Origin of the sequence: Luteimonas sp. TWI596 (assembly GCF_039674105.1) — a bacterium.
In the GTDB taxonomy this organism is placed as follows: Bacteria; Pseudomonadota; Gammaproteobacteria; order Xanthomonadales; family Xanthomonadaceae; genus Luteimonas.
On sequence record NZ_JBDJMU010000010.1, the window covers coordinates 1 to 21,346 of the forward strand.

Annotated in this window: 25 protein-coding genes and 1 pseudogene; 9 read left to right on the forward strand and 17 right to left on the reverse strand. The window is 70.0% G+C overall.

Annotated elements, in window-relative coordinates:
• The coding region (locus ABE487_RS09210; protein ID WP_346451583.1) for a leucine zipper domain-containing protein at nucleotides 1-174 on the reverse strand (174 nt) is incomplete at its 3' end.
• Between the two features lie 90 nt (nucleotides 175-264).
• On the opposite strand from ABE487_RS09210, the gene ABE487_RS09215 reads away from it, so the two are divergent.
• Nucleotides 265-948: a LysM domain-containing protein gene (locus ABE487_RS09215; RefSeq protein WP_346451125.1), complete on the forward strand. Its 684-nt coding sequence runs from the start codon at nucleotides 265-267 to the stop codon at nucleotides 946-948.
• A 120-nt stretch (nucleotides 949-1,068) separates the two neighbouring features.
• Here ABE487_RS09215 and ABE487_RS09220 read toward each other — a convergent pair whose 3' ends face one another.
• A complete protein-coding gene (locus ABE487_RS09220) occupies nucleotides 1,069-1,587 on the reverse strand; it encodes a hypothetical protein (RefSeq protein ID WP_346446960.1) in 519 nt (172 codons plus the stop codon).
• Between the two features lie 70 nt (nucleotides 1,588-1,657).
• A complete protein-coding gene (locus ABE487_RS09225; protein ID WP_346446959.1) occupies nucleotides 1,658-2,365 on the reverse strand; it encodes an SGNH/GDSL hydrolase family protein in 708 nt (235 codons plus the stop codon).
• A gap of 222 nt (nucleotides 2,366-2,587) precedes the next feature.
• On the opposite strand from ABE487_RS09225, the gene ABE487_RS09230 reads away from it, so the two are divergent.
• Genes ABE487_RS09230 through ABE487_RS09250 form a run of 5 tightly spaced genes read left to right on the forward strand, consistent with a single transcriptional unit; the run spans nucleotide 2,588 to nucleotide 6,034 of the window.
• Nucleotides 2,588-2,968, forward strand: coding sequence for a diacylglycerol kinase (locus tag ABE487_RS09230; RefSeq protein WP_346446958.1), 381 nt, complete (start codon nucleotides 2,588-2,590; stop codon nucleotides 2,966-2,968).
• Nucleotides 2,969-3,020: 52 nt separating this feature from the next.
• The gene (locus ABE487_RS09235; protein ID WP_346442990.1) at nucleotides 3,021-3,800 is read left to right on the forward strand and encodes a TerC family protein; all 780 of its coding nucleotides are present in this window, start codon (nucleotides 3,021-3,023) and stop codon (nucleotides 3,798-3,800) included.
• 4 nt (nucleotides 3,801-3,804) lie between these two features.
• Nucleotides 3,805-4,695 (forward strand): prolipoprotein diacylglyceryl transferase, encoded by an 891-nt coding sequence (gene lgt / locus ABE487_RS09240; protein ID WP_346442988.1) that lies wholly within the window; start codon nucleotides 3,805-3,807, stop codon nucleotides 4,693-4,695.
• A 2-nt stretch (nucleotides 4,696-4,697) separates the two neighbouring features.
• Nucleotides 4,698-5,492, forward strand: coding sequence for a thymidylate synthase (locus ABE487_RS09245; protein ID WP_346451127.1), 795 nt, complete (start codon nucleotides 4,698-4,700; stop codon nucleotides 5,490-5,492).
• A complete protein-coding gene (locus ABE487_RS09250; RefSeq protein WP_346451128.1) occupies nucleotides 5,489-6,034 on the forward strand; it encodes a dihydrofolate reductase in 546 nt (181 codons plus the stop codon). Before ABE487_RS09245 ends, ABE487_RS09250 begins: the two co-directional genes overlap by 4 nt.
• On the opposite strand, the gene ABE487_RS09255 is transcribed toward ABE487_RS09250, so the two are convergent.
• The 11 genes and pseudogenes from ABE487_RS09255 to ABE487_RS09305 form a co-directional block, all read right to left on the reverse strand.
• Nucleotides 6,019-6,636 (reverse strand): DUF1287 domain-containing protein, encoded by a 618-nt coding sequence (locus tag ABE487_RS09255; RefSeq protein WP_346451130.1) that lies wholly within the window; start codon nucleotides 6,634-6,636, stop codon nucleotides 6,019-6,021. The genes ABE487_RS09250 and ABE487_RS09255 overlap by 16 nt on opposite strands.
• A 5-nt stretch (nucleotides 6,637-6,641) precedes the next feature.
• Nucleotides 6,642-7,469 (reverse strand): annotated as a pseudogene (locus tag ABE487_RS09260) (symmetrical bis(5'-nucleosyl)-tetraphosphatase); the annotation flags it as partial.
• Nucleotides 7,469-7,852: a Co2+/Mg2+ efflux protein ApaG gene (gene apaG, locus ABE487_RS09265; RefSeq protein ID WP_047137325.1), complete on the reverse strand. Its 384-nt coding sequence runs from the start codon at nucleotides 7,850-7,852 to the stop codon at nucleotides 7,469-7,471. The gene apaG and the pseudogene ABE487_RS09260, both read right to left, overlap by 1 nt.
• A 38-nt stretch (nucleotides 7,853-7,890) precedes the next feature.
• Nucleotides 7,891-8,700, reverse strand: coding sequence for a 16S rRNA (adenine(1518)-N(6)/adenine(1519)-N(6))-dimethyltransferase RsmA (gene rsmA / locus ABE487_RS09270; RefSeq protein ID WP_346451132.1), 810 nt, complete (start codon nucleotides 8,698-8,700; stop codon nucleotides 7,891-7,893).
• A 28-nt stretch (nucleotides 8,701-8,728) separates the two neighbouring features.
• Entirely contained in the window at nucleotides 8,729-9,076 is a 348-nt protein-coding gene (locus tag ABE487_RS09275; RefSeq protein ID WP_346442979.1) for a tRNA-binding protein, read from the reverse strand.
• On the reverse strand, nucleotides 9,073-10,053 hold the full coding sequence (pdxA, locus tag ABE487_RS09280) for a 4-hydroxythreonine-4-phosphate dehydrogenase PdxA (protein WP_346446955.1): 981 nt from the start codon (nucleotides 10,051-10,053) through the stop codon (nucleotides 9,073-9,075). The genes ABE487_RS09275 and pdxA overlap by 4 nt, the downstream gene beginning before the upstream one ends.
• Nucleotides 10,054-10,056: 3 nt before the next feature.
• Nucleotides 10,057-11,376 (reverse strand): peptidylprolyl isomerase, encoded by a 1,320-nt coding sequence (locus ABE487_RS09285; protein ID WP_346451133.1) that lies wholly within the window; start codon nucleotides 11,374-11,376, stop codon nucleotides 10,057-10,059.
• Complete coding sequence (lptD, locus tag ABE487_RS09290) at nucleotides 11,373-13,850, reverse strand: LPS-assembly protein LptD (RefSeq protein ID WP_346442974.1); 2,478 nt, start codon at nucleotides 13,848-13,850, stop codon at nucleotides 11,373-11,375. Before lptD ends, ABE487_RS09285 begins: the two co-directional genes overlap by 4 nt.
• 103 nt (nucleotides 13,851-13,953) lie before the next feature.
• Nucleotides 13,954-14,865: a histone deacetylase family protein gene (locus tag ABE487_RS09295; protein ID WP_346443091.1), complete on the reverse strand. Its 912-nt coding sequence runs from the start codon at nucleotides 14,863-14,865 to the stop codon at nucleotides 13,954-13,956.
• Nucleotides 14,866-14,905: 40 nt separating this feature from the next.
• A complete protein-coding gene (locus tag ABE487_RS09300; protein WP_346442973.1) occupies nucleotides 14,906-15,457 on the reverse strand; it encodes a cob(I)yrinic acid a,c-diamide adenosyltransferase in 552 nt (183 codons plus the stop codon).
• 5 nt (nucleotides 15,458-15,462) lie between these two features.
• Nucleotides 15,463-16,050, reverse strand: a complete 588-nt coding sequence (locus tag ABE487_RS09305; protein ID WP_346442971.1) for a hypothetical protein — start codon at nucleotides 16,048-16,050, stop codon at nucleotides 15,463-15,465.
• Between the two features lie 100 nt (nucleotides 16,051-16,150).
• Between ABE487_RS09305 and ubiH the strand changes: the two genes are divergently transcribed.
• From ubiH to ABE487_RS09320, 3 genes are all read left to right on the forward strand, one after another.
• Nucleotides 16,151-17,359 carry a 2-octaprenyl-6-methoxyphenyl hydroxylase gene (gene ubiH / locus ABE487_RS09310; RefSeq protein ID WP_346451134.1) on the forward strand — a complete coding sequence of 403 codons (1,209 nt, stop codon included), beginning with the start codon at nucleotides 16,151-16,153 and terminating at the stop codon, nucleotides 17,357-17,359.
• Nucleotides 17,356-18,534: an FAD-dependent oxidoreductase gene (locus ABE487_RS09315; protein ID WP_346451135.1), complete on the forward strand. Its 1,179-nt coding sequence runs from the start codon at nucleotides 17,356-17,358 to the stop codon at nucleotides 18,532-18,534. The genes ubiH and ABE487_RS09315 overlap by 4 nt, the downstream gene beginning before the upstream one ends.
• Before the next feature lie 89 nt (nucleotides 18,535-18,623).
• Nucleotides 18,624-18,845 (forward strand): hypothetical protein, encoded by a 222-nt coding sequence (locus ABE487_RS09320; protein WP_346451136.1) that lies wholly within the window; start codon nucleotides 18,624-18,626, stop codon nucleotides 18,843-18,845.
• A 22-nt stretch (nucleotides 18,846-18,867) separates the two neighbouring features.
• Here the strand turns inward: ABE487_RS09320 and ABE487_RS09325 are convergent, their stop codons facing one another.
• From ABE487_RS09325 to rlmM, 3 genes are all read right to left on the reverse strand, one after another.
• On the reverse strand, nucleotides 18,868-19,809 hold the full coding sequence (locus ABE487_RS09325; RefSeq protein ID WP_346442964.1) for a DUF808 domain-containing protein: 942 nt from the start codon (nucleotides 19,807-19,809) through the stop codon (nucleotides 18,868-18,870).
• A gap of 78 nt (nucleotides 19,810-19,887) precedes the next feature.
• A complete protein-coding gene (locus ABE487_RS09330) occupies nucleotides 19,888-20,226 on the reverse strand; it encodes a hypothetical protein (protein ID WP_346442962.1) in 339 nt (112 codons plus the stop codon).
• A gap of 21 nt (nucleotides 20,227-20,247) precedes the next feature.
• Nucleotides 20,248-21,345 carry a 23S rRNA (cytidine(2498)-2'-O)-methyltransferase RlmM gene (gene rlmM / locus ABE487_RS09335; RefSeq protein WP_346451138.1) on the reverse strand — a complete coding sequence of 366 codons (1,098 nt, stop codon included), beginning with the start codon at nucleotides 21,343-21,345 and terminating at the stop codon, nucleotides 20,248-20,250.
• Nucleotide 21,346 lies beyond the last annotated feature (1 nt).

Genomic DNA, 21,346 nt, shown 5'->3' on the forward strand with positions numbered 1-21,346 from the left:
CGCCAGCCCAGCCGCCCCTTCGCAGCGGAAGCGATCGAGCCACTTGTAGGCGGTACGCGGACTGACACCGCACGCCTGCGCAGCTTCTACCACCCGCAATCCTTCTTGCAGCACCCGGCGCACCAGAAGCGCTCGACCATGGGGCGTCAATCGGGCATGTTTATGCAGGTTCATCCGGGGCTCCTGGGGCTGGGTTGGCTTGGTAACCCCCCATCTTCCAGAGACGCCCCGGATGAACAACCTACTGAAAGATCACAGCTAGCGATGACCGCGATCGGCAGCACCTCGTCCCATCACATCGCCTGGGGCGATACCCTCAGTGCACTGGCCGTCCGCTATGGCACCTCGGTTGATGCCCTGATGTCGGCCAACAGCCAGATCCGCGACCCCAACAAGATCTACGCCGGCGACACGCTCAACATCCCCGGTGCCGCAGGCGGCGCAGGCGGCAGCCAGGGGAACGGCAGCGTCGGCGGCACGGGCGCGGTCGGCGATACAGGGGCGGTCGGCGACACGGGGGGGGTCGATGCGCGCAACCCGGCCGCGATCGCCGAGCAGTTCATCGGCCGTAACGCAGGCGAACTCAAGTACAGCGACGAGCTCCCGATGCAGTCGTGGGTGCCCAACAACGTCAACTGTGCAAACTTCGTCTCGGCGGTGCTGCAGAAGGCCGGTGTCATCGACGCCGGGCAGGCCAGCGCCTCGGTCGATCAGTTGGCCAGCAACCTCAAGGGCGACGGTTGGCAGACGGTGTCGCTCGCCGATGCCCGGCCTGGCGACGTCGTATTGATGCAGAAGAACGGCCAGTCGCATGTGGTGCTGTTTGCTGGCTTCGAAGGCGGCAAGCCGCAGTTCATCGGCTCCAACAACGTCAACGCCGATGGCTCGCAGCGCATCAGCTGGGGCGGTGCCTCGGGCAACTACGAGATCATCACCCCGCCGCGCTGAGGCGTCATTGCGATGACCCGCACAAGGCCGGCAATTGCCGGCCTCTGTGTCTGTGTGGCATTCGTCCGTGTGCTCAGGGGCGCGCAGCGGCCCCCGGCGGTGCGCGCCCGCTCGCCGACGCTAGAACCCGAACAGCTGACGCGGGGCCGCATGCGTTTCCGGCCACGTCAGCCAGGCCACATCGGACGGCCCGATCGCGTGGTCGAGCACCGTCCATCGGGGCGTAGGGGGATCCAGCTCCGTCGATGCGCCGTCGTCGGTCGGCGGCTCACGCGCGTCCTCATCGGCGCTGCTCTGTGCAGGCTGCGCGCGCAGCAAGGCCACATAGACATCGGACATGCCACCGGCCGCGGCACGTTCGGCGTAAGGCGTGCCGGCATAGTCCGGACGACCGCCCCCGGGCGCGCGCAGCGTGCCTTGCAGGAACGCCCAGTCGCCCAGCCGGTCCAGGCGCTCGACCTCGACGACCACGCGATCACCGAGCGCGCTGCGCAGTGGCGCGGTGGCGGCGTCGAGCAGCACGTCGTAGCCCGGCGCACCCGGGTGTTGCGGCGCAACGGTCGATTGTGCGAATGCGTGCGACATGGGAACTCCCAGGGTCAGCGCGGCCAGCAGGCCGGCGGCGAGGCGGTGGCGCATGGCCGTGCTCCGGGTCGATACCGGTCGCAGTCTGGTCCGACCCGCATTCGGGCCGGGTGAACGCCCGGTATCAACGGACCAGATAGGGGCCGATGATGTCGCGCCACAGGGCGTAGCCGGCAGCGTTCATATGCAGGCGATCTTCGATGAACAGGTCTTCGCGCGGCACCCCGTTCGCATCCAGCATCGGGGTGAAGACATCGATGTAGGCGACGTTGCGCTGGGTCGCGGCCCAGGCGCGCAGTGCGTCATTGGCCTGACGCTGGATGCCCAGCAGGTTCGCGCGCGACGGGCTGGGCTTGATGCCGAGCAGCGCGATCTGAGTGCCCGGCAGTTCGGCGTGGATGCGCCGGACGAAGGCCTGCGTGTCGGCCAGTACCTGTTGCGCCGAACGTCCGTCGGCGGTGTCGTTATCGCCGGCGTAGAGCACGATCTGCCGCGGCCGGTAGCGCAGCGTGATCTCATCGGCGTACCACACCGAGTCACGCACCTGCGAGCCGCCGAAGCCGCGGTTGAGCACCGGCACGTCGGGAAAGTCCATCGCCAGCGTGTCCCAGAAGCGCACCGATGAGCTGCCGGTGAACACCACCGGCCGTTCCGGCGGCGGCGTTGCGGCATCCTGGGCGGCGAACCGAGCCATGTCGGCCGCCCATTCGGGTGACGACACCGGATCCAGGCCTGCGGTGAAACTGCGCGAGCTGGCGCAGCCGGCCAGCAGCACCGCGACGAGCGACAGGACGGCGGCGGCGTGGAGACGGGCGAAAAACAGTGCGTACATCGGGACAGGACCGGGTTCGAACGAGCCGCCAGTCAAACAGCCCCTGTCGCGCGATGCAAACCACGGCCGGCCCGGGGCCTGGGATGTGGCAGAATCGCCCGGTCGCGACTGTCCCTCCCGATCCGGTCTGTCATGCTTTCGACCCCTCCGCGGCCCGTGCTCCGCGTCCTGCCGGTGCGCATCCGGCGTTCGGCGACGGCTCGCCGGGCGCGGGCGTGAGCGATGGCCGACGACACCGGACATTGGCCGCGCGGGCCGGCACGCATGCTCAAGGCCACGGTGTGGTCCTGCCAGGGCCTGCGTGCGGCCTGGCTGCACGAGTCGTCATTCCGGCTCGAGGTCTGTGTGCTGGCGGTCCTCGCGCCGCTGGCGCTGTGGCTGGGCGACACCGGCGTGGAACGGGCGCTGCTGCTCGGCAGCTGCCTGCTGGTGCTGGCGATGGAGTTGTTGAATTCGGCGATCGAGGCGGTGATCGAGCGCTACGGCGCCGAGCACCACGAGCTTGCCGGACGGGCCAAGGACATGGGATCGGCCGCGGTGTTCGTGACGATGATCAATGTGGTGGCGGTATGGACGCTGATCCTGCTGCCGCGCTGGCTGTAGACGCCGCCGCGAGCCCCGCGGTGGCTGGACCCCAAACGAGGATGCCCTCCCCATGATGGAACTGCTGACCGACCCCCAGGTCTGGATCCTGCTGATCACGCTCAGTGCGATCGAGATCGTGCTGGGCATCGACAACCTGGTCTTCATCTCGATCGCCGTCGGCAAGCTGCCCGTCGAGAAGCGCGAGTTCGCGCGCAAGTTCGGTATCGCCGTGGCCTGCATCACGCGCATCGGCCTGCTGTTGACGCTGGCCTGGCTGGCGCGGCTGACCGATCCGCTGTTCGAGTTGTTCGGTCGTGGCATCTCGGTGCGCGATCTGATCCTGATTCTCGGCGGCTTGTTCCTGATCGTGAAGGGCGCGATGGAGATCCGCGAGCAGCTCAAGGGCGAGGATCCTGAAGCCCACGGCAGCATCGGCAAGGCGACTGCGTCGTTCGGTGCGGTGATCGCGCAGATCGCGGTCATCGACATCGTGTTCTCGCTCGACTCGGTGATCGCCGCGGTCGGCATGGCCGGCGAGTACGTGCCGGTGATGGTCTGCGCGATCCTGCTGGCGGTGACGGTGATGCTGCTCGCGGCGCAGCCGCTGGGCAAGTTCATCGACGCCAACCCGACGGTGAAAATGCTGGCGCTGGCGTTCATCGTGCTGATCGGTGTCTACCTGCTGCTCGACGGGTTCGGCCTGCACATTCCCAAGGGGTACATCTACGGCTCGATGGGATTCTCGGCGTTCGTCGAAATGCTCAACCTGTGGGCCAAGCGCAACGCGATGCGCAATCGCGGCGAGGTGACGCCGCCGGTCGACGCGCCCACGCATCCGCTGCCGCGCTGATCCGATGATCATCCTTCACCAGATCGATCCGATCGCGCTGCAACTGCCGCAGATCGGCCCGTTCCATCCGTCGGTCCACTGGTACGGCGTCATGTACCTGCTGGGCTTCGGTATGGCCTGGTGGCTGGGGCGGCTGCGCATCCGCGCCGGCCGCCTGCCCGGCGTCGATGTCGAGCGCTTCGGCGACCTGCTGTTCAACGGCATCCTCGGCGTGATCCTGGGTGGCCGCATCGGCTACGTGCTGTTCTACACGCCGGGCGAGCTGATGGCCGACCCGTTGATGCTGTTCAAGGTCTGGGACGGCGGCATGAGTTTCCACGGCGGCCTGCTCGGCGTGCTGGTGGCGGCCTGGTGGTGGGCGCGGCGCCAGCGCCTGCACTTCTTCGACGTGATGGACTTCGTGGCGCCGCTGGTGCCGCCGGGCCTGGGCTTCGGCCGGCTGGGCAACTACATCGGCGCCGAGCTGTGGGGCAAGTACACCCAGGCCGGCTGGGGCGTGGTGTTTCCGACCGATCCGGCCTTCGCGGGCTGGTCGGCCGAGCGCCTGCAGGCCGAGTTTGCGACCGGTGCGCTGGATCAGTTCGCACGCCACCCCTCGCAGCTCTACCAGGCGTGCCTGGAGGGGCTGGCGATGTTCGTCATCCTGTGGGTGTTCTCGCGCAAGCCGCGTGCGCGCTACGCGGTCTCGGGGATGTTCGCGTTGCTCTACGGCGTGTTCCGGATCCTGGTCGAGTTCGTGCGCGTGCCCGATGCGAACATCGGCTATCTGGCGTTCGGCTGGGTCACCCAGGGTCAATTGCTGTCGCTGCCGCTGGTCGCGCTGGGCCTGTTCCTGCTGTGGCGCTCGCGCAGCGCGCCGGTGCTGCAGCCGGCCGTGCCTGTGCAGGCGGGCTGAGCATGCGCCAGTACATGGATCTGCTGCGCCACGTGCTCGAGCACGGCAGCGACAAGGCCGACCGCACCGGCACCGGTACGCGCAGCGTATTCGGCTGGCAGATGCGCTTCGATCTGGCCGATGGCTTTCCGCTGGTCACGACCAAGAAGCTGCACCTGCGCTCGATCGTCCATGAGCTGCTGTGGTTCCTGAAAGGCGAGACCAACATCGGCTACCTGAAGGCCCACAAGGTCGGCATCTGGGACGAGTGGGCCGACGCCGACGGCGAACTGGGACCGGTCTACGGCAAGCAGTGGCGCCGCTGGACCGGCAGCGACGGCCGCGAGCTCGACCAGATCCGCTGGGTCGTCGATGAGATCGTACGCAATCCCGACTCGCGCCGGCTGATCGTCAGTGCCTGGAACGTCGCCGACCTGCCGCAGATGGCGCTGATGCCCTGCCACACGATGTTCCAGTTCTATGTCGTCGACGGCCGCCTGAGCTGCCAGCTCTACCAGCGCAGCGGCGATATCTTCCTCGGCGTGCCGTTCAACATCGCCAGCTATGCGCTGCTCACGCACATGGTCGCGCAGGCGACCGGGCTGGGCGTGGGCGATTTCGTGCACACGCTCGGCGACGCGCACCTGTACGCCAACCACTTCGAGCAGGCGCGCGAGCAGCTCACGCGCACGCCGCGCCCGCTGCCGCGGCTGCGCTTGAACCCGGCGGTGAGCGATTTGTTCGCGTTCGGCTACGACGACATCGCTTTCGACGGTTACGACCCGTTACCGGCGATCAAGGCGCCGGTCGCGGTATGACCGAGCGGCAGTCGGCCGTGTCCGGCATGGCGGCCGAACGCGACACGCCGCGAATCGTGTTGATCGCCGCGCTCGATCGCAATCGCGCGATCGGCGGCGGCAATGCGCTGCTGTGGCATCTGCCCGACGACCTGAAGCGCTTCAAGGCGTTGACGCTGGGCCAGCCGGTGCTGATGGGGCGACGCACCGCCGAGTCGATCGGCCGCGCGCTGCCCGGTCGCCGCAATCTGGTGCTCACGCGTTCGGGCCGTGCGCCGTTCGACGGCATGGAGGCGGTCGCGTCGCTCGATGCGGCGCTCGCGCTGGCCGCAGGCGACGGCGCCCAGGCGCTGTGCGTGATCGGCGGCGGCGAGGTCTACGCGCTGGCGTTGGCGCGCGCCACGCACTTGTCGCTGACCTGCGTCGATGCCGAGGTCGACGGCGCCGATGCCTGGTTTCCGGCGTTCGATGCCGCCGACTGGATCCAGACCGCGCGGCATGAGCACGCCGCCGACACGCGCCACGCGCACGCCTTCGCATTCGTCGACTACCGCCGCGCCTGAGCGGCCGACGCCGGCGCGAGCATCGGTCGGTAATGGCCGATGATGCGCCAGCGCAGCAACACGTTTTCCTCGCGCGTGCCGCGGGCGATGTTGTGCAGCACCAGGGGCGTGCCGTCGCCGGCCTTGCGGTCGGACACGATGCCGATGTGCAGCAGGCCGCTGTCCAGGCGCCAGGCGACGATGTCGCCCGCTCGGTAATCGCCGCGGGCTTGCACGACGGGCCGCGACCAGCCCTGGCGCGCGAACCAGGTCGTCTGGTTGGGGACGCGTCGATGGTCGATGTGCGGGTCGGCGGCCAGGTGCCGCCACTGGCGCGGGTAGGCCTGCGGATGGGCGCGCTTGTCCTGATGGATGCGCTGCTGCAGATCGATGCCCTGCGTGCGCAGCGCGCGCACCACGACATCGGTGCAGACGCCGCGGTCGGCCGGCACGTCGCCGCCGGGATAGTCCAGGCGCACGTAGGCCGGGTCGTAGCGGACGGTGACGCCGACCTGACGCCGGGCCGCGTCCGCCAGCGGATGCGCGAAGGCCGCCGCCGACAGCAACAGTCCGGCCAGTGCGAGCGCCGCCAGTGCGGCGTGCGGGCCCGGACGCCGCCTCATCTCGCCGGTGGCGGCACGTCGCGTCCGGGCACCTGCACGATGCGCAGCGTCTCGGCATCGAGCTGCAGTGCGGTCAGCTTGCCGCCCCACACCGCGCCGGTGTCGAGCGCGTGGATGCCGTGGCCGATGAACAGGCCCAGCGTCGACCAGTGACCGCAGACGATCTTCAGGTCTCGCTCGGCACGCCCCGGGACCTCGTACCAGGGATAGAGCCCCGGCTGCTGGGTGCCGGGCGCGCCCTTCTCTTCGAATGCGATGCGGCCCTTGGGCGCGCAATAGCGCATGCGGGTGAAGATGTTGATGATCGCGCGATCGCGATCAGGCCCGGTCAGGTTCGGCGACCACGCCGGGCGATCGCCGTACATGTTGCGCAGCAGCTTGCGATAGCCGGGGCTGCGCAGCTTGCGTTCGATCTCGGCGGCGTGCTTCTCGGCCAGTTGGGTGGTCCAGCGCGGCGCAAGACCGGCGTGCAGCATCATCCAGCCCAGCGCGCGGTCCACGTGCAGCAGCGGACAGGCGCGCAGCCAGTCGAGCAGCACGTCGCGGTCGTGCGCGAACAGCACACCGCGCAGATCCGGATTGACCTTGCGCTGGTCCTCTTCGCGACGCTCGGCGATCGCCAGCAGCGACAGGTCGTGGTTGCCCAGCACGCTGACGACGTTCTCGCGCAGCGAGTGCACCAGCCGCAGCGTCTCGACCGATTCGCCGCCGCGATTGACCAAGTCGCCGCAGAACCACAGCCGGTCGACGGCCGGATCGAAGCGGATCGCCTCGAGCAATCGCGCGGTCGCACCGTAGCAACCCTGCAGGTCGCCGATCGCCCAGATCGCCATCAGTGCAGGGTACGCGGGACCGACAGCGTGAACGGCGGGATCGGGGCGTCGAAGTGCGCGCCGTCGTCGCCGACCATGTCGTAGCTGCCCTCCATCGTCCCGACCGCCGTCGACAGCACGGCGCCGGAGGTGTACGTGAAGGCCTCGCCCGGCTCGAGCCGCGGCTGTTCGCCGACGACACCGTCGCCATGCACTTCCTCGACGCGGCCATTGGCGTCGGTGATGATCCAGTGGCGCGAGACGAGCTGGGCCGGCAACCGGCCGACATTGCGGATACGGATGGTGTAGGCGAAAACGTAGCGATCGTCGTCGGGGGTCGATTCCTCGTCGAGGAAGCGCGTCGCGATCTGGATTTCGAGGGTGTAGTCGGCAGTCTCGTCCATGGCGCGCTCAGTGTAGCGGGCGGCAATGAATGCTTCGACTATGTCGTGGCCGTATGGTTGGCCAGGCGCACGAAATCGGCGACCGACAACTGCTCGGCGCGCTGCTGGGGGTCGATGCCGGCCGCGATGATCGCCTCGGCCTCCATCGTGCCGCCCAGCGCGTTGCGCAGCGTCTTGCGGCGCTGGCCGAAGGCCGCGCGGACGATGTTGGCAAAACGCATGGGATCGTCGATGCCGATGCGTTCGGGCGCGCGCGGGACCAGCCGCACGACCGCCGAATCGACTTTCGGCGGCGGCCGGAACGCGCCCGGGCCGACCACGAACAATGCAGTGACATCGCAGTAGGCCTGCAGCATCACACTCAGTCGCCCATAGACCTTGCTGCCCGGCCCGGCGGCCATGCGCTCGACCACTTCCTTCTGCAGCATGAAGTGCATGTCGACGATCGCGGCGGCATGCGCCAGGGCGTGGAACAGGATCGGCGAGGACAGGTTGTAGGGCAGGTTGCCGACCAGCCGGATCGGCGTGCCGTCCGCGAGCGCGGTCAGGTCGACGTCGAGCACGTTGGCATGGACCAGGGTCAACGCGCCATGCGCAGCCGCCTGCGCAGTCAGCGGCGCCAACAGGTCACGGTCGAACTCGATCGCCGTCAGGCTGCCATGGCGGTCGAGCAGCGGGAACGTCATCGCGCCCTGGCCGGGCCCGATCTCGACCAGGCGCTCGCCGGGCTTGGGGGCGATCGCCAGCACGATCTTGTCGACGACCCCGCGCTCGTGCAGGAAGTTCTGGCCGAGCGATTTCTTGGGCGGTTCGGTGAAGCTGCCGGAGGCGGCGGAGGATCGGATCATGGGACGGGTCGCAGAAAAAGAAGGGAGCTCACAGCAGCCGGGTGCCGGGCGCGATGTCGCCATCGGGAACGCACAGCCGGACCTTGCCTTCGGCGTCATGGAAACCGGTGATCAGGCACTCCGACATCAGCGGCCCGATCTGCTTGGGCGGGAAGTTCACCACGCCCACGACCAGCCGGCCGACCAATGTTTGCGGCGCATAGTGGTCGGTGATCTGCGCGCTGGACTTGCGCACGCCGATCTCCGGGCCGAAGTCGACCTGCAGCACATAGGCCGGGCGCCGCGCCTTGGGGAACACCTCGGCAGACACCACGCGGCCCACACGCAGGTCCACGCGCAGGAAATCGTCCCAGCCGATCGGCGTGCCCGCGGTCATGCCGCGGCCCTGCGGTGGCGGGCGAGCGCCGCGCACTGGTCGATCGCGCAGAACAGGCTCGACGGGTCGGCGCGGCCGCTGCCGGCGAGTTCGAGTGCCGTCCCGTGGTCCACCGCGACCCGGGGATAGGGCAGGCCCAGGGTCAGATTGACCGCCGATTCGAAGCCGTTGTGCTTGAGCACTGGCAGGCCCTGATCGTGGTACATCGCCAGCACCGCGTCGACATCGGCCAGACGCATGGGCAGGAAGGCGGTATCGGCCGGCAGTGGGCCGTCGAGGGCGAGGCCTTCGGCACGCAGGCGCGCCAGCAGGGGGGCGATGATGTCGCGCTCCTCGAAGCCCAGATGGCCGTCCTCGCCGGCATGGGGATTGAGGCCGAGGACTGCGATCCGCGGTGCCTGCAGCCCGAAGTCGCGACGCAACGCAGCATCGAGGATGCGCAACACGCGCTCGAGCGTGGGCGCGGTGATGGCATCGGGGACGGCGCGCAGTGGCAGGTGGGTGGTCGCCAGCGCCACGCGCAGTTGCGGATTGGCGAGCATCATCACCACATCGCAGCCGGCGTCGTCGGCCAGCAGTTCGGTCGTGCCGGTGTAGGGCACGCCGCCGGCATTGATCGCCGCCTTGTGCACCGGGCCGGTCACCAGGCCGTCGAAGCGGCCTTCGCGGCAGCCGGCCGCAGCATGCAGCAGGGCATCGACGATGCTGCGTGCATTGCGCGGATCGGGCGTGCCGAAGGCGGGGACGTGCGCATGCGGGAATTCGATCAGGCGCAACGTGCCCGGGGGGACCTGTGGGGCCTGGGCATCGGCGAAAGCGATCGGCAGCGCGATCGCATCGGCGGCTCGGCGCAAGGCCTCACGATCGCCGATCGCGACCAGGTCGGCCCCGCAAGCGCGCCAGGCGGCGCGCACGCACAGCTCCGGGCCGACGCCGGCCGGCTCGCCCGGCACCAGCGCCAGCCTGGGCCGGGTCATCGCTCAGCCGCCGCCGCCGATCTCAGGATCGGGATTGGGGCCGATGCGGACGCTGACGTAGGCCTCACCGCGCATCTCGCGCACGTAGCGGTCCCACTCGTCCTCGAGCTTGCGTTGGCCGATGGCCTCGCGCGCCTGTGCGCGCCGGTTGTTGTCGTTGCCGGCCGACTGGCGGCTGGCCATGCGCTGGACGATATGCCAGCCAGCCTGCGTGCGGAAGGGCTGGGAGACATCGCCGTCGCCGAGCGCGGCGACCTGGCCGCCGAAGTCCGGGCCGAACTCGTCCTGGGTGAACCAGCCCAGGTCGCCGCCGTTGGCCTTGGTGGCATTGTCCTCGGAGCTGTCGCGGGCGATCTGCGCGAAATCGGCGCCGCCCACGATGCGCGCGCGCAGCGAGTCGGCGCGCGCCTTGGCGGCGCTGTCGTCCTCGCCCTGGGCGCGGATCAGGATGTGGCGGGCCTGGTACTCGGTGACCGTGCCGGCGCCGCCACTCTGGCTCGCGTCGCGCACGTCCACCAGCTGCAGCAGCTGGAAGCCGCTGGGGCCACGGATCGGGCCGATGACCTGGCCGGGCTGCAGCGACGTGACCGAGGTCGCGAACGCCGCCGGGATCTCGTCGGTCCGGCGCCAGCCCAGGTCGCCGCCTTCCAGCGCGTTCGGGCTGTCGGAGTAGCGCACCGCTGCGGCCGAGAACTCCATCTCGCCGCGGTCGATGAGGCCCTTGATGCCGTTGATCTTCTGCTGGCCGGTCTGGATCTGCTCGGGCGTGGCGCCCTCGGGCAGGGCGACGAGGATGTGCGCCAGGCGGTACTGGGCGCCGGTGGCCTGCGCCGACAGGGCGGCATCGACCTCGGCGTCGCTGACCGAGATGCGGGTCTGCGCGAAGCGCTGGCGCATGCGCTGGATCAGCAGCTCGTCGCGCAGCGAGGCGCGGAAGTCGTCGAACGACATGCCGTCGCCGGCCAGCTGGCGACGCAGCTGGTCCATCGAGAAGTTGTTCTGCTGCGCGATCGCGGCGATGGCCTGGTCGACTTCTTCGTCGCTGACGCGCACGCCCGTCTGCTGGGCGCGTGCGGTCTGCAGGCGCAGCGTGATCAAGCGCTCGAGCACCTGCCGCTCGAGGATCTCCTGCGGCGGCAACTGGTCCTGGCGGGTCGCGTACTGCGCGCGGATGTTGTTCACCGCGCGGTCGAGTTCGCTGGCGAGGATCACGTCCTCGTCGACGACCGCGGCGATGCGATCGAGCGGTTGCAGGGTCTGGGCATGCGCGGCGGCGGCGCACAGCACGATGGCGGCCGCGAGGGAACGGATCAGTGTCTTCATTGGCTCAGGCCGGGAGTGATGGAGTCATCGTCGTCGCTGTTGCGCAGTTCCGACGGCGGCACGAGATAGAGGTCGTCACGGTAATAGCCCAGAATAGCACGGCGCAGACGGCCTTCCGTGTCCGGTCCGGCCGACCCCAGGCCCTTGAGTTCGACTTCGAACATGATGGCGTTGTTCATCTCGCCCTGGCGGTTGCGCAGGTAGCGCCGGCCGACCACGCGGGTCGCCAGGCAGCAACTGTCCCACTGCACGCCGGCCACCGCTTCGAGCAGCTGGTTGTCGGCGAGCGAGTAGTAATAGCGCCCGACCAGGCTCCAGGTCGGGTTGATCGGATACAGGAACGACAGGTCGGCCTGCTCGATGAGGTTGCTGCGCCGGCGGTAGGCAAAGTTGACGATGCCGTCGTCGCCGATCAGATACCGGGTGCGGACACTGGCCAGGTCCTCGCGGCGGAGCTTGGGGTCCCACTGGTAGCCGGCGCTGATCGTCCAGCGGTCGTTGATCGCGTAGGTCGAGTCGGCGACCCAGGCCGAGCGCCCGCGCTCGATCTGGGTCTCGTTGCCGACCGTCACCCGCGAGTCGTCCAGGTACACGATCTGGCCCAGGCTCGCGCTGAGTTTCTCGCGGCCATCGGACTCGCGTATCAAGCGCGTGCTCACCGCCAGCGTCACCTGGTTGGCGTCGGCCTGGCGGTCGGCGCCCGAGTAGCGATTGTCGCGGAACAACTGGCCCCAGCCGAAGGTCAGCGGGCTGGTGTCGAACAACGGCAGTGCCGACTGGTCGCGATACGGCGAGTGCAGGTAGTAGAGCCGCGGCTCGAGGGTATGCAGGTAGTCCTCGCCACGGAACCGGGTGTTGCGGTCGAAGAACAGCCCCGCATCGAGCGATGCGATCGGCTGGCTGCGGCTGGGCGCGGTGTCGCGCAACTGGCCGAAGGCCGCCTGGTACTGGCCCTGCAGTGCGTCGGGGATCGGGACCCCGCCACCGATGCCCAGCGCGCCGCGCGCGCGCTGGTCGGCGATCGAGTCAGCCAGCTCCCGGTCCAGCCCGTAGGCGGTATGCCGCCAGGCGAGGGTGGGGCGCAGGAACCAGCTCGGGCCTTCGAGCGGCATCGAGATGTAGGGCTTGAGGTCGACCCGGCTGCCGCCGGGCTTGGTGACGTCGTCAACGTGCGAGAACCGGGTCGCGGTGGCGTTGACGCCGGCGGTGAACCAGCGGCCGTACGGCCGTTCCCAGCTGAAGTAGGCGTGCGGCAGGCGGTTGTAGGGCAGGATCGACTCGGGCAGCGTGTAGTCGGTCAGCATCTGGTAGTCGGCCAGCACGCCGGCGTTCCAGTAGCCTTGCGGGCCCGACCGGCCCTGGCCGAACACGCCGAGCTGGCTGACGCCGCTGATCGACGAGATGCCGTCGACGTTGTTGCTGGCGTCTTCCAGATACCGCGGGTCGCTCATCCAGGTCAGGTTCGCACGAGCCTGCCAGGTCGGATTGAGGTCGGCAGAGCCGCTGAAGCTCAAGAACCCGCGGTCGTCCTTGCGGCGGTTCTTGGCAATCGGCACCTGGGTCTGCTCGAGCTCGCGCTCGCGGCTGGCGAGCTTGTCGGACGGCAGATAGGCCACGTCGAGCACGCCGCGGGTGGCGTCGGTCATGAACCGGAACTCGGTGCCCAACTGCAGACCGCGTTTGCTCATCCAGCGCGGCTCGAGCGTCATGTCGTAGTTCGGCGCCAGGTTCAGGTAGATCGGCTGCGAGTAGTCGAAGCCGTTGCGGCTGGACTGCGAGATCCGTGGATAGAGCAGGCCGGAGATGCGGCGCTCGTCGATCGGGAAGCGGAACCACGGCACGTACAGCACCGGGACCTTGCCCACGCGCAGGGTCGCGTTGCGCGCGGTGCCCATGCCCAGGTCGGTGTTGACGTCGATCTGCTGGGCCTTGAGCTCCCACCAGCGGTCGCTGGGCGGGCAGGTCGAGTAGGTCGAGCCCAGCAGCGCCCCCTGCGCGCCCTCCATGCGGATGTGGTCGGCACCGCCGTTGCCCCGCCGGGCCGTGAGCTGGTAGCGCACGTTGTCCATGCGGTAGGCCTCGGACAAGGTGTCGCCCTGCAACGTGTCGGCGACCACGCGCATGCCTGCATCCTGGTAGCGGACGTTGCCGCTGGCAACGAACGTGCCGTCCTCCTCGGAGTAGTCGAGATCGTCGGTGCCCAGGAACTGGTCGCCGCGCCGCAGCGTCACATTGCCCGAGAAGCTGCTGCTCTCGCCGGTGACCCCTTCGAAAGCGTCGCCGTCGATGTCGGTCGGCTGACTTTCACGGTCCTCGACCGAGCCCACCGGTGCCTGGGCGTCGGCGAAGGCCGGGACGGCATCCTCGACCGGGCACAGCGCCCAGTAGTTGGGGCGTGGCAGGTCGTCGGCCTGGGCCGTGAGCGACAGCGCGATGCAGAACGGAAGGGGCAGCAGGCGGAGGGCGGGGCGCACGGTCGATCCGTTCGGCCAAAACGGGCGCCAGCATGCCGCATCCCATGTGTAGCGGCAATGCAGCCCCTCGACCTTCCGTTCACGTCCGCAGGCGCGGCCCCGCTCAGCCTGCCAGTGCCTGAAGGTGGGCCACGGCGCACTCGCGCAGCGCTTGCAGGTCGTAGCCGCCTTCGAGCATCGACACCAGGCGCCCCTCGGCGTGGCGGTCGGCCAGTGCGACCAGTTCGCGGGTCAGCCAGGCGAAGTCCTCGGCCTCGAGCTCGAGTTGGGCCAGCGGATCGAGGCGATGGGCATCGAAGCCGGCCGACACCAGCACCAGTTGCGGGGCGAAGGCATCGATCTCGGGCAGGATCCGCTCCCGCCAGGCCTCGCAGAAACGGGCGCTGCCGGTGCCTGGCGCCAGTGGGATGTTGACGATGTTGCCGACCCCGCGCTCGCGGCGCAGGCCGGTATCGGGGAACAGCGGCAACTGGTGCGAGCTCAGATACTGCACCCGCGGCTCCTGCTCGAAGATCGCCTGGGTGCCGTTGCCGTGGTGCACGTCGAAATCGACGATCGACACCCGCATCAGCCCGTAGCGGTCCAGTGCGTGGGCCGCGGCGACGGCGATGTTGTTGAACAGGCAGAACCCCATCGCGATGTCGGCGGTGGCGTGGTGGCCGGGGGGGCGCACAGCGCAGAACGCCCGGCGCAGTTCGCCGTTGCAGACCAGATCGACCGCGGCGACACCGGCGCCCGCGGCATACAGCGCGGCCTGGGCCGAGCCGGGCGAGAGCACGGTGTCGGCGTCGAGTGGGATGCGGCCGGTCGGCTGCGATTCGAGCACCGTCTGCAGCAGGGTCTCGTCGTGCACCCGCAGCAGTTGCCCCCGGGTCGCGGCCGGGGCCTGGCGCAGATCGAGGTCGGGGAACGCGGCCCGCAGCGCCTCGATCACCGCGACCAGCCGCTGCGGTCGCTCGGCATGGTCGGGGCCGGTGTCGTGGTCCAGGCACGCGGCATGCGAGAACACCGGCACCTGCCGGTCGTCGCCGCCGAAGCCGATCGGGTGGTGCATGTCAGGCGTGCCGCCGGGGTTGCCACAGCACCTCGCCGTGGCCGTCGCCCCGGGCGAGCACCCGGGCCAGCACGAACAGCAGGTCAGACAGGCGGTTGAGATAGCGCAGTGCCTGCGGCCGGACCGTCTCCACGCGCGACAGCGCGACAGCCTCGCGCTCGGCGCGGCGCACGATGGTGCGCACGAGGTGGCAGCGCGCCGCGGCCTCGCCGCCGCCGGGCAGGATGAAGTCCCGCAATGGAGGCAGCGTGTCGTTGTAGCGGTCGAGCTGCGCTTCGAGTTCCGCGATGTCCGCGTCTTCGATCGCGGCGTGGCCGGGGATGCACAGTTCGCCGCCCAGGTCGAACAGCCGGTGCTGGAGCGCGGTCAGCAGCGTGCGCACGTCCTCGGGCAGCGGCGTGGCGAGCAGCAGGCCGAGGGCCGAATTCGCCTCGTCGACAGTGCCGTAGGCCGCCACCCGCAGCGCGTCCTTGCCGGTCCGGCTGCCGTCTCCCAGGCCGGTCGAGCCGTCGTCGCCGGTGCGGGTGTAGATCCTGGAGAGGCGATGGCCCATTGCGCTCAGTCGGCGCCGAGGGTGTGGGCCGCGGCCGGTCGCGGCAGAACGCGGGCCAGCAGCATGTGGGCCATGACGGCGGCGGCGACGTAAAGCGCGGTCGTCCACAGGTAGGCCGGCAGCCAGTCAGTGTAGTTCTTCCACCAGCCGGCCAGGGTCGGCGACGTGACGCTGTCGCTGATCCAGTAGAAGCTGCCCTGGGCCAACAGGTGGCAAAGCGCGACCGATACGATCAGCGCGGCTGCAAGCCTGGCCAGCGCGACGGATGCGCGTCTCCCGCGGTACCCGCCCAACCAGGCGCCGCCCATCCACAGCGCGAAATGGGCCGGGATCAGGCACCAGTAGGCCGGCGATACGCAGTAGTGCTGCCAGAACGACAGCCCCTGGGCGTGGATGACGAGGGCATCGATCGCCACGGCCAGGATCATCAGTGCCGGAAATGCCAGGCGCGTCCATGGCCGCAAATAGAGACCGCCGAGGAAGAACACCGCCCAGGAGGCATCGGGAACCGCCGCGAAGTGATGCACGCGGGTTGCGGCCATGAGCAAGGCCAGCGAGGCGAGGATCATGGCGCGGCGGGCGGTGGCGGACATGCTGCTGTTCCCGGCGGAGACGGACGTGACCGGCATTCTATCGGAGCGCCGGCAAGCCGGCGTGGCGCGGAGCACCGGGCCGAACGCTTATCATCGCGCCATGAACCATGCACATCAGGTCCTGATCGTCGGTGGCGGGCTGGTCGGTGCCAGTCTGGCGATCGCCCTCGATCGCGCCGGCGTCGACACCGGGCTGGTCGAGGCGACGCCGCCCGAAGCGATGCCGGCGGTGTTCGACGAGCGCAATCTCAGCTTCGCCGAGGCCACGGTCAACGCGCTGACCGCGCTGGGCGTGCTGCAGAAACTGCAGATGCCGCCGGGCCCGATCCGCCGCATCCACGTCAGCCGCCAGGGCGACTTCGGCCGCCTGCGGCTGGACGCCGCCGACTACGGCCGCGACCAGTTCGGGCAGGTCGTCGTCGCCCGCGACTTCGGTCAGGCGCTGGAGGCGCGGCTGGGCGAACTGTCGCATCTGACCCGCTACCGGCCCGCGCGCTTCATCGGGCTGGAGCCGGAGGCCGATGGCCGTCGCATCGCGCGCATCGCGGGCAGCGACGGCGAGCAACGGATTGGTGCGGCGCTGGTTGTCGCCGCCGACGGCACGGCGTCCGCCGTCCGTGCGGCATTGGGCATCGACACCCAGGAACACGACTATCGCCAGGACCTGTTCGTCGCGCGGCTGCGCACGGCGCGGGCGCCGGACGGCAGCGCGTTCGAACGCCTGACCGACAGCGGCCCGACCGCGCTGCTGCCGCGTGGAGATCGCCACTACGGTCTGGTGCACGGCGTCGATCGCGACGCCGCCGACGCGGTCGCCGCCCTCGACGAGGCCGCGTTCCTGGCCCGCGTGCAAACGGCGTTCGGCTGGCGTGCGGGTCGGTTCGAGACCGTCGGCCCGCGGAGCCGCTACCCGCTGCGCCGCGTCGTCGCCGAATGCACGGCCGCTGCACGCGCGGTGCTCGTCGGCAATGCAGCGCAGACCCTGCATCCGATCGGCGCGCAGGGCTTCAACCTCGGCTTGCGCGATGCGCTGACGCTGGCCGAACTGGTCGCCGACGGTGGCGATCCCGGCGCGCCAGCATTGCTGGCGGCCTGGGCGGCGCGCCGCCATGAGGATCGTACGCGTACGCTGGCGTTCTCCGACGGCCTGGCGCGGCTGACCGCGAATCCGTCGCCGCTGCTGCGCCCGTTGCGCAGCGCCGGGTTGCTGGCGCTCGACGCCGACCGCAGCCTGCAGGCGATGCTCGCCGGCGGCGCGATGGGCTACCGCGGCGACGTGCCGGCGCTGTGTCGCGGAGCCACGGCATGAGCCGGCGCGGCGTGCGCGATGTCGTGGTCGTCGGCGGTGGCGTGGTCGGTGCGGCCTGTGCGTTGGCGCTCGCTGGCCAGGACCTGGACGTGGTGCTGGTCGAGGCCCGGCCGCCGGCCGGCTGGACGCCGGCCGAGCCGGACCTGCGCGTGTATGCGTTCGCGCACGACAACGCGCGCTTGCTGGCGCAGGTCGGCGTCTGGGACGCGGTGCGCGCCGCACGCGCCCACCCCTATCGGCGCATGCGGGTCTGGGACGCCGGCGGCGGCAGCGAACTGGACTTCGACGCCGATGCGCTGGGCATGCGTGAGCTGGGCTGGATCGTCGAGCACGGCCTGCTGGTGGATCGGCTCTGGGCGCAGTTGGCCGCGGCCGGGGTCGAGGTGCGCAGCCCGGCGACGGTCGAGGCGCTGGAAACGGCCGCAGGTTCGGTCGCGCTGCGGCTGGCCGACGGCCGCCGGATCGAGGCGCGGCTGGCGATTGCGGCCGACGGCGCTGGCTCGGCGCTCCGCCGGCTGGCTGGAATCGGTGCGCAGGCCCACGACTACGGCCAGAGCGGCGTGGTGGGATATGTGCGCGGTGAGCGGCCGCACGAGGACACAGCCTGGCAGCGCTTTCTGCCGACCGGCCCGCTGGCGTTGCTGCCTTGCGGCGACGGCACCTGTTCGATCGTCTGGACGCTGCCGGCCGACGAGGCCGCGCGCGTGCGCAGCCTGGGCGACGTCGCGTTCGCCGACGCGCTGACGCGCGCCGCGGAAGGGCGCTTCGGGCACCTGACGCCGGTCTCGGCGCGGGCGGCCTTTCCGCTGCGCCGCCAACTGGTCGACAGCCAGCACGCCGGGCGCGTGCTGGTGATCGGCGATGCCGCGCATGTGGTGCATCCGCTGGCCGGCCAGGGCGTGAACCTGGGGCTGCGCGATGTCGCAGGCCTGGCGGAGGCGGTGGCACAGGCCCGCCGCCGCGGTGCGCCCTGGGATGCGCCGCATCGACTGGCGCGCTGGGCGCGCACCCGGCGCAGCGACAACACCGTCGCGGCCCACGCATTCGAGGCCATCAACCGCGTCTATTCGACCGACGCGCTGGCACCGACGCTGCTGCGCAGCCACGCGCTGGGCATCGCGCAGGCGCTGCCGCCGCTGCGCAATCTGCTGTGGGCGCGCGCGGCCGGTCGCTGAGCCGACGCGGCGTCGCCGGCCTGTGGGCGGCGGCCTGCGCGGCAGCGTGGCTGGGCGCGGCGCCTGCATTCGCGCTGCGACAGTGTCCGATGGTCAGCGACGATGCGGGGCTGTTCGCGTTTCTCGGCGTCGCCTGCCTCGTGTTGGCGGTCGTCGTCGGCAGCGCGGTGCCCTGGACGACGTTCCGCCGGCTCCGTGGGCGGCGGGCCGCAGTTGTCGCCGTGGGCATGCTGCTGGCGATCGCCGCGATGCTGGCGATCTGGGGCGCGGGTCTCTGGGTCTGGGGCACCTGGGCGGTCATGCGCTGCTGACCAGGCGGCGCCCGTTGTCGTGTCAGCCCGCCGGTGGGTGCGCCTTGTCCGGACGCAGGCGGCGGACGCCCGACACCACTGCGACTGCCAGGCCGCCGGCAACCACGCCCACGACCGCATTGATCAGCGTCGGGACCAGCGCGTCGAGCACGGTGCCGATCGTCGGCAAGGCACCCAGGCCGGTTGCGGCCTCGTCGATCCAGGTCGCCAGATCGTGGATGGCGTGGGTGATGATGCCGCCGCCGACCAGGAACATCGCGGCGGTCCCGACGATCGCCAATCCTTTCATCAGCCAGGGGGCGGCACGCAGGATCGCGCGGCCCGCCGCCTGCGCCGTTGCCGAGGCGCGACGGGTCAGCGCCAGGCCGGCGTCGTCGAGTTTCACGATACCCGCGACCAGGCCGTAGACCCCGGCGGTCACCAGCGCCGAGATGCCGACGAGCACGCCCAACTGGGTCGCGAAGGGTTGACCGGCGACGGTGCCCAGGGCGATCGCGATGATTTCGGCCGACAGGATCAGGTCGGTACGCACCGCGCCGCGGATCTTGTCGCGCTCGAACGCCACCGGATCGACATCGGCCGCAGCCAGCGCTGCGGTGCGTGCGGGCTTGTCGGCATCATCGCGCGCGCGGTGCACGAGCTTGTGCAGAACCTTCTCGAAGCCCTCGTAGCACAGGAACAGGCCGCCGGCCATCAGCAGCGGGGTGACCAGCCACGGTAGCCAGGCGCTGATCGCCAGGGCGCCGGGCACCAGAATCAACTTGTTGCGCGCCGACCCTTTGGCGACCGCCCAGACGACCGGCAGTTCGCGGTCGGCCTGCACGCCGGTGACCTGCTGCGCGTTGAGGGCCAGATCGTCGCCGAGCACGCCCGCGGTCTTGCGCGCGGCGACCTTGGTCATCAACGCGACATCGTCGAGCACGGTCGCGATATCGTCGAGCAGGGTCAGCAGGCTGAAAGCCATCGCTAGGGCGCCAAAAAAGAGAGGTCGGCGCGCAGTATCCGTCAGCGCGGTGAGCGCGCGATCACGCGCCCCGGGACGTCACCGGGCCAGCGCGTAGGCGGCGAGCGCGAAGGCCAGCGCCGCGGCGGTCGCAGCGGCCACGGCCAGCCGGTTGGACAGCACCAGCCGCCGCTCCAGGCGCTCGGCGCCCAGTTGCAGGACCTCGATGGTCTTCTGCATGTCGGCGGCGAGTTTGGCGATGGAGTCGGCGTTTTGGCTCGCCGCGTCCTGCAACTCGCCGATCTGCGCGTCGATCACGTCCATCCGCCGCTGCTGGCCAAGATCGGCCTGGGGCGGGGTGCGGGTGAAGATCGGCCGTGCCAGGCGCACGATCTCGGGCAGGTACGGGGCGACGGCGGTGATCCAGCCTGCGGCCATGGGAAGTCCTCCAGTGCGCGCCTACTCGACGCTGGCGTAGACCGTGATCTCTTCGCGGTCATGGTAGAGCTGGCGGGCACGGACCGTCAGCGTCGCATGCTCACCTGCGTTGTTGGCGAACAGGTCCAGCGCCAGCAATGTTTCCTGCCAGCGCTTCTTCATCGGCAGCTTGAGATTGAAGATCGCGTGCCGGCACCAGCCCTCGCGGAACCAGGTGGCCATGCGTTCGGCCACGCGGCGCGGCTGCTCGACCATGTCGCACACCAGCCAGTCGACCGGACCGACGGGTTGATAGCGGAAGCCGTCGACGCGGTGGTGATCGACCAGGCCGGTGTCGAGCAGGTCGGCCTGCATCGGCCCGTTGTCGACTGCGACCACGCGCATGTGCTCGCGCGTCAGCACCCAGGTCCAGCCGCCGGGGGCCGCGCCCAGATCGACCGCGCGCATGCCCGGCTTGATGCGCGCATTGCGCTCGCGCTCGGTCAGCAGGGTCATGAAAGCCTCTTCGAGCTTCAGCGCCGAGCGCGACGGCGCCTCGGTGTGGGTGCGCAGGCGCGGGATGCCCATCGCCCAGGGCGCGCTGTCGCCGACGACCGATTGCGCGATGAACGCGTGGGTCCCGCTGACGAAGAAGACATGCAGGCGCGGGAAGCGCGCTTCGTCCTTCTGGCTCAGGAAGCCGCGCTTGCGCAGCGCAGGGCGCAGCGCGTTGCCGAAACTGCGCGCCAGGCCGGCGAGCTGCTTGCCGTCGTCGGAATCGGGATGCTCGACGATCAGCTCGCCATGACGTCCGCGGCCGGCCAGGGCTTCGAAGATCGGCGTGATCCGATCGCTCGGGTCCAGGTCGCGCAGTTCGGCCAGCAGCATCAGCTTCTGGCGCGCGAAGATCAGTTCGCGGAACGGCAGTTCGTGAGTCAGGGCCGGGCCGTTGTCGGAATGGAACAGCACATAGCCGTCGCCGCGCCGGGTCTGCGCATAGCCGGCAACGCGCACGCCAGCGGCGCGTTCGGTCAGCTCGGCGGCCAGGTCGGACTCGAAACCGGGGCGGCAATAGCACAGCAGGCCGCTGACCGGCGGGACGGTGTCGGGGTCCGGCTGGGCCGGGTCGATGTCGCGCATG

Excerpts from the sequence above, each read along its gene's own strand:
- ABE487_RS09320 (WP_346451136.1), top strand. The coding sequence starts at position 18,624 with ATGGTCAGCGACGATGCGGGGCTGTTCGCGTTTCTCGGCGTCGCCTGC.
- pdxA (WP_346446955.1), bottom strand. The coding sequence starts at position 10,053 with ATGACCCGGCCCAGGCTGGCGCTGGTGCCGGGCGAGCCGGCCGGCGTC.
- ABE487_RS09285 (WP_346451133.1), bottom strand. The coding sequence starts at position 11,376 with ATGAAGACACTGATCCGTTCCCTCGCGGCCGCCATCGTGCTGTGCGCC.
- ABE487_RS09305 (WP_346442971.1), bottom strand. The coding sequence starts at position 16,050 with ATGTCCGCCACCGCCCGCCGCGCCATGATCCTCGCCTCGCTGGCCTTG.
- ABE487_RS09225 (WP_346446959.1), bottom strand. The coding sequence starts at position 2,365 with ATGTACGCACTGTTTTTCGCCCGTCTCCACGCCGCCGCCGTCCTGTCG.
- lgt (WP_346442988.1), top strand. The coding sequence starts at position 3,805 with ATGATCATCCTTCACCAGATCGATCCGATCGCGCTGCAACTGCCGCAG.
- apaG (WP_047137325.1), bottom strand. The coding sequence starts at position 7,852 with ATGGACGAGACTGCCGACTACACCCTCGAAATCCAGATCGCGACGCGC.
- ubiH (WP_346451134.1), top strand. The coding sequence starts at position 16,151 with ATGAACCATGCACATCAGGTCCTGATCGTCGGTGGCGGGCTGGTCGGT.
- ABE487_RS09235 (WP_346442990.1), top strand. The coding sequence starts at position 3,021 with ATGATGGAACTGCTGACCGACCCCCAGGTCTGGATCCTGCTGATCACG.
- ABE487_RS09330 (WP_346442962.1), bottom strand. The coding sequence starts at position 20,226 with ATGGCCGCAGGCTGGATCACCGCCGTCGCCCCGTACCTGCCCGAGATC.
- ABE487_RS09220 (WP_346446960.1), bottom strand. The coding sequence starts at position 1,587 with ATGCGCCACCGCCTCGCCGCCGGCCTGCTGGCCGCGCTGACCCTGGGA.
- ABE487_RS09245 (WP_346451127.1), top strand. The coding sequence starts at position 4,698 with ATGCGCCAGTACATGGATCTGCTGCGCCACGTGCTCGAGCACGGCAGC.
- ABE487_RS09250 (WP_346451128.1), top strand. The coding sequence starts at position 5,489 with ATGACCGAGCGGCAGTCGGCCGTGTCCGGCATGGCGGCCGAACGCGAC.
- ABE487_RS09255 (WP_346451130.1), bottom strand. The coding sequence starts at position 6,636 with ATGAGGCGGCGTCCGGGCCCGCACGCCGCACTGGCGGCGCTCGCACTG.
- ABE487_RS09325 (WP_346442964.1), bottom strand. The coding sequence starts at position 19,809 with ATGGCTTTCAGCCTGCTGACCCTGCTCGACGATATCGCGACCGTGCTC.
- ABE487_RS09230 (WP_346446958.1), top strand. The coding sequence starts at position 2,588 with ATGGCCGACGACACCGGACATTGGCCGCGCGGGCCGGCACGCATGCTC.
- ABE487_RS09300 (WP_346442973.1), bottom strand. The coding sequence starts at position 15,457 with ATGGGCCATCGCCTCTCCAGGATCTACACCCGCACCGGCGACGACGGC.
- ABE487_RS09315 (WP_346451135.1), top strand. The coding sequence starts at position 17,356 with ATGAGCCGGCGCGGCGTGCGCGATGTCGTGGTCGTCGGCGGTGGCGTG.
- rsmA (WP_346451132.1), bottom strand. The coding sequence starts at position 8,700 with ATGATCCGATCCTCCGCCGCCTCCGGCAGCTTCACCGAACCGCCCAAG.
- ABE487_RS09215 (WP_346451125.1), top strand. The coding sequence starts at position 265 with ATGACCGCGATCGGCAGCACCTCGTCCCATCACATCGCCTGGGGCGAT.
- rlmM (WP_346451138.1), bottom strand. The coding sequence starts at position 21,345 with ATGCGCGACATCGACCCGGCCCAGCCGGACCCCGACACCGTCCCGCCG.
- ABE487_RS09275 (WP_346442979.1), bottom strand. The coding sequence starts at position 9,076 with ATGACCGCGGGCACGCCGATCGGCTGGGACGATTTCCTGCGCGTGGAC.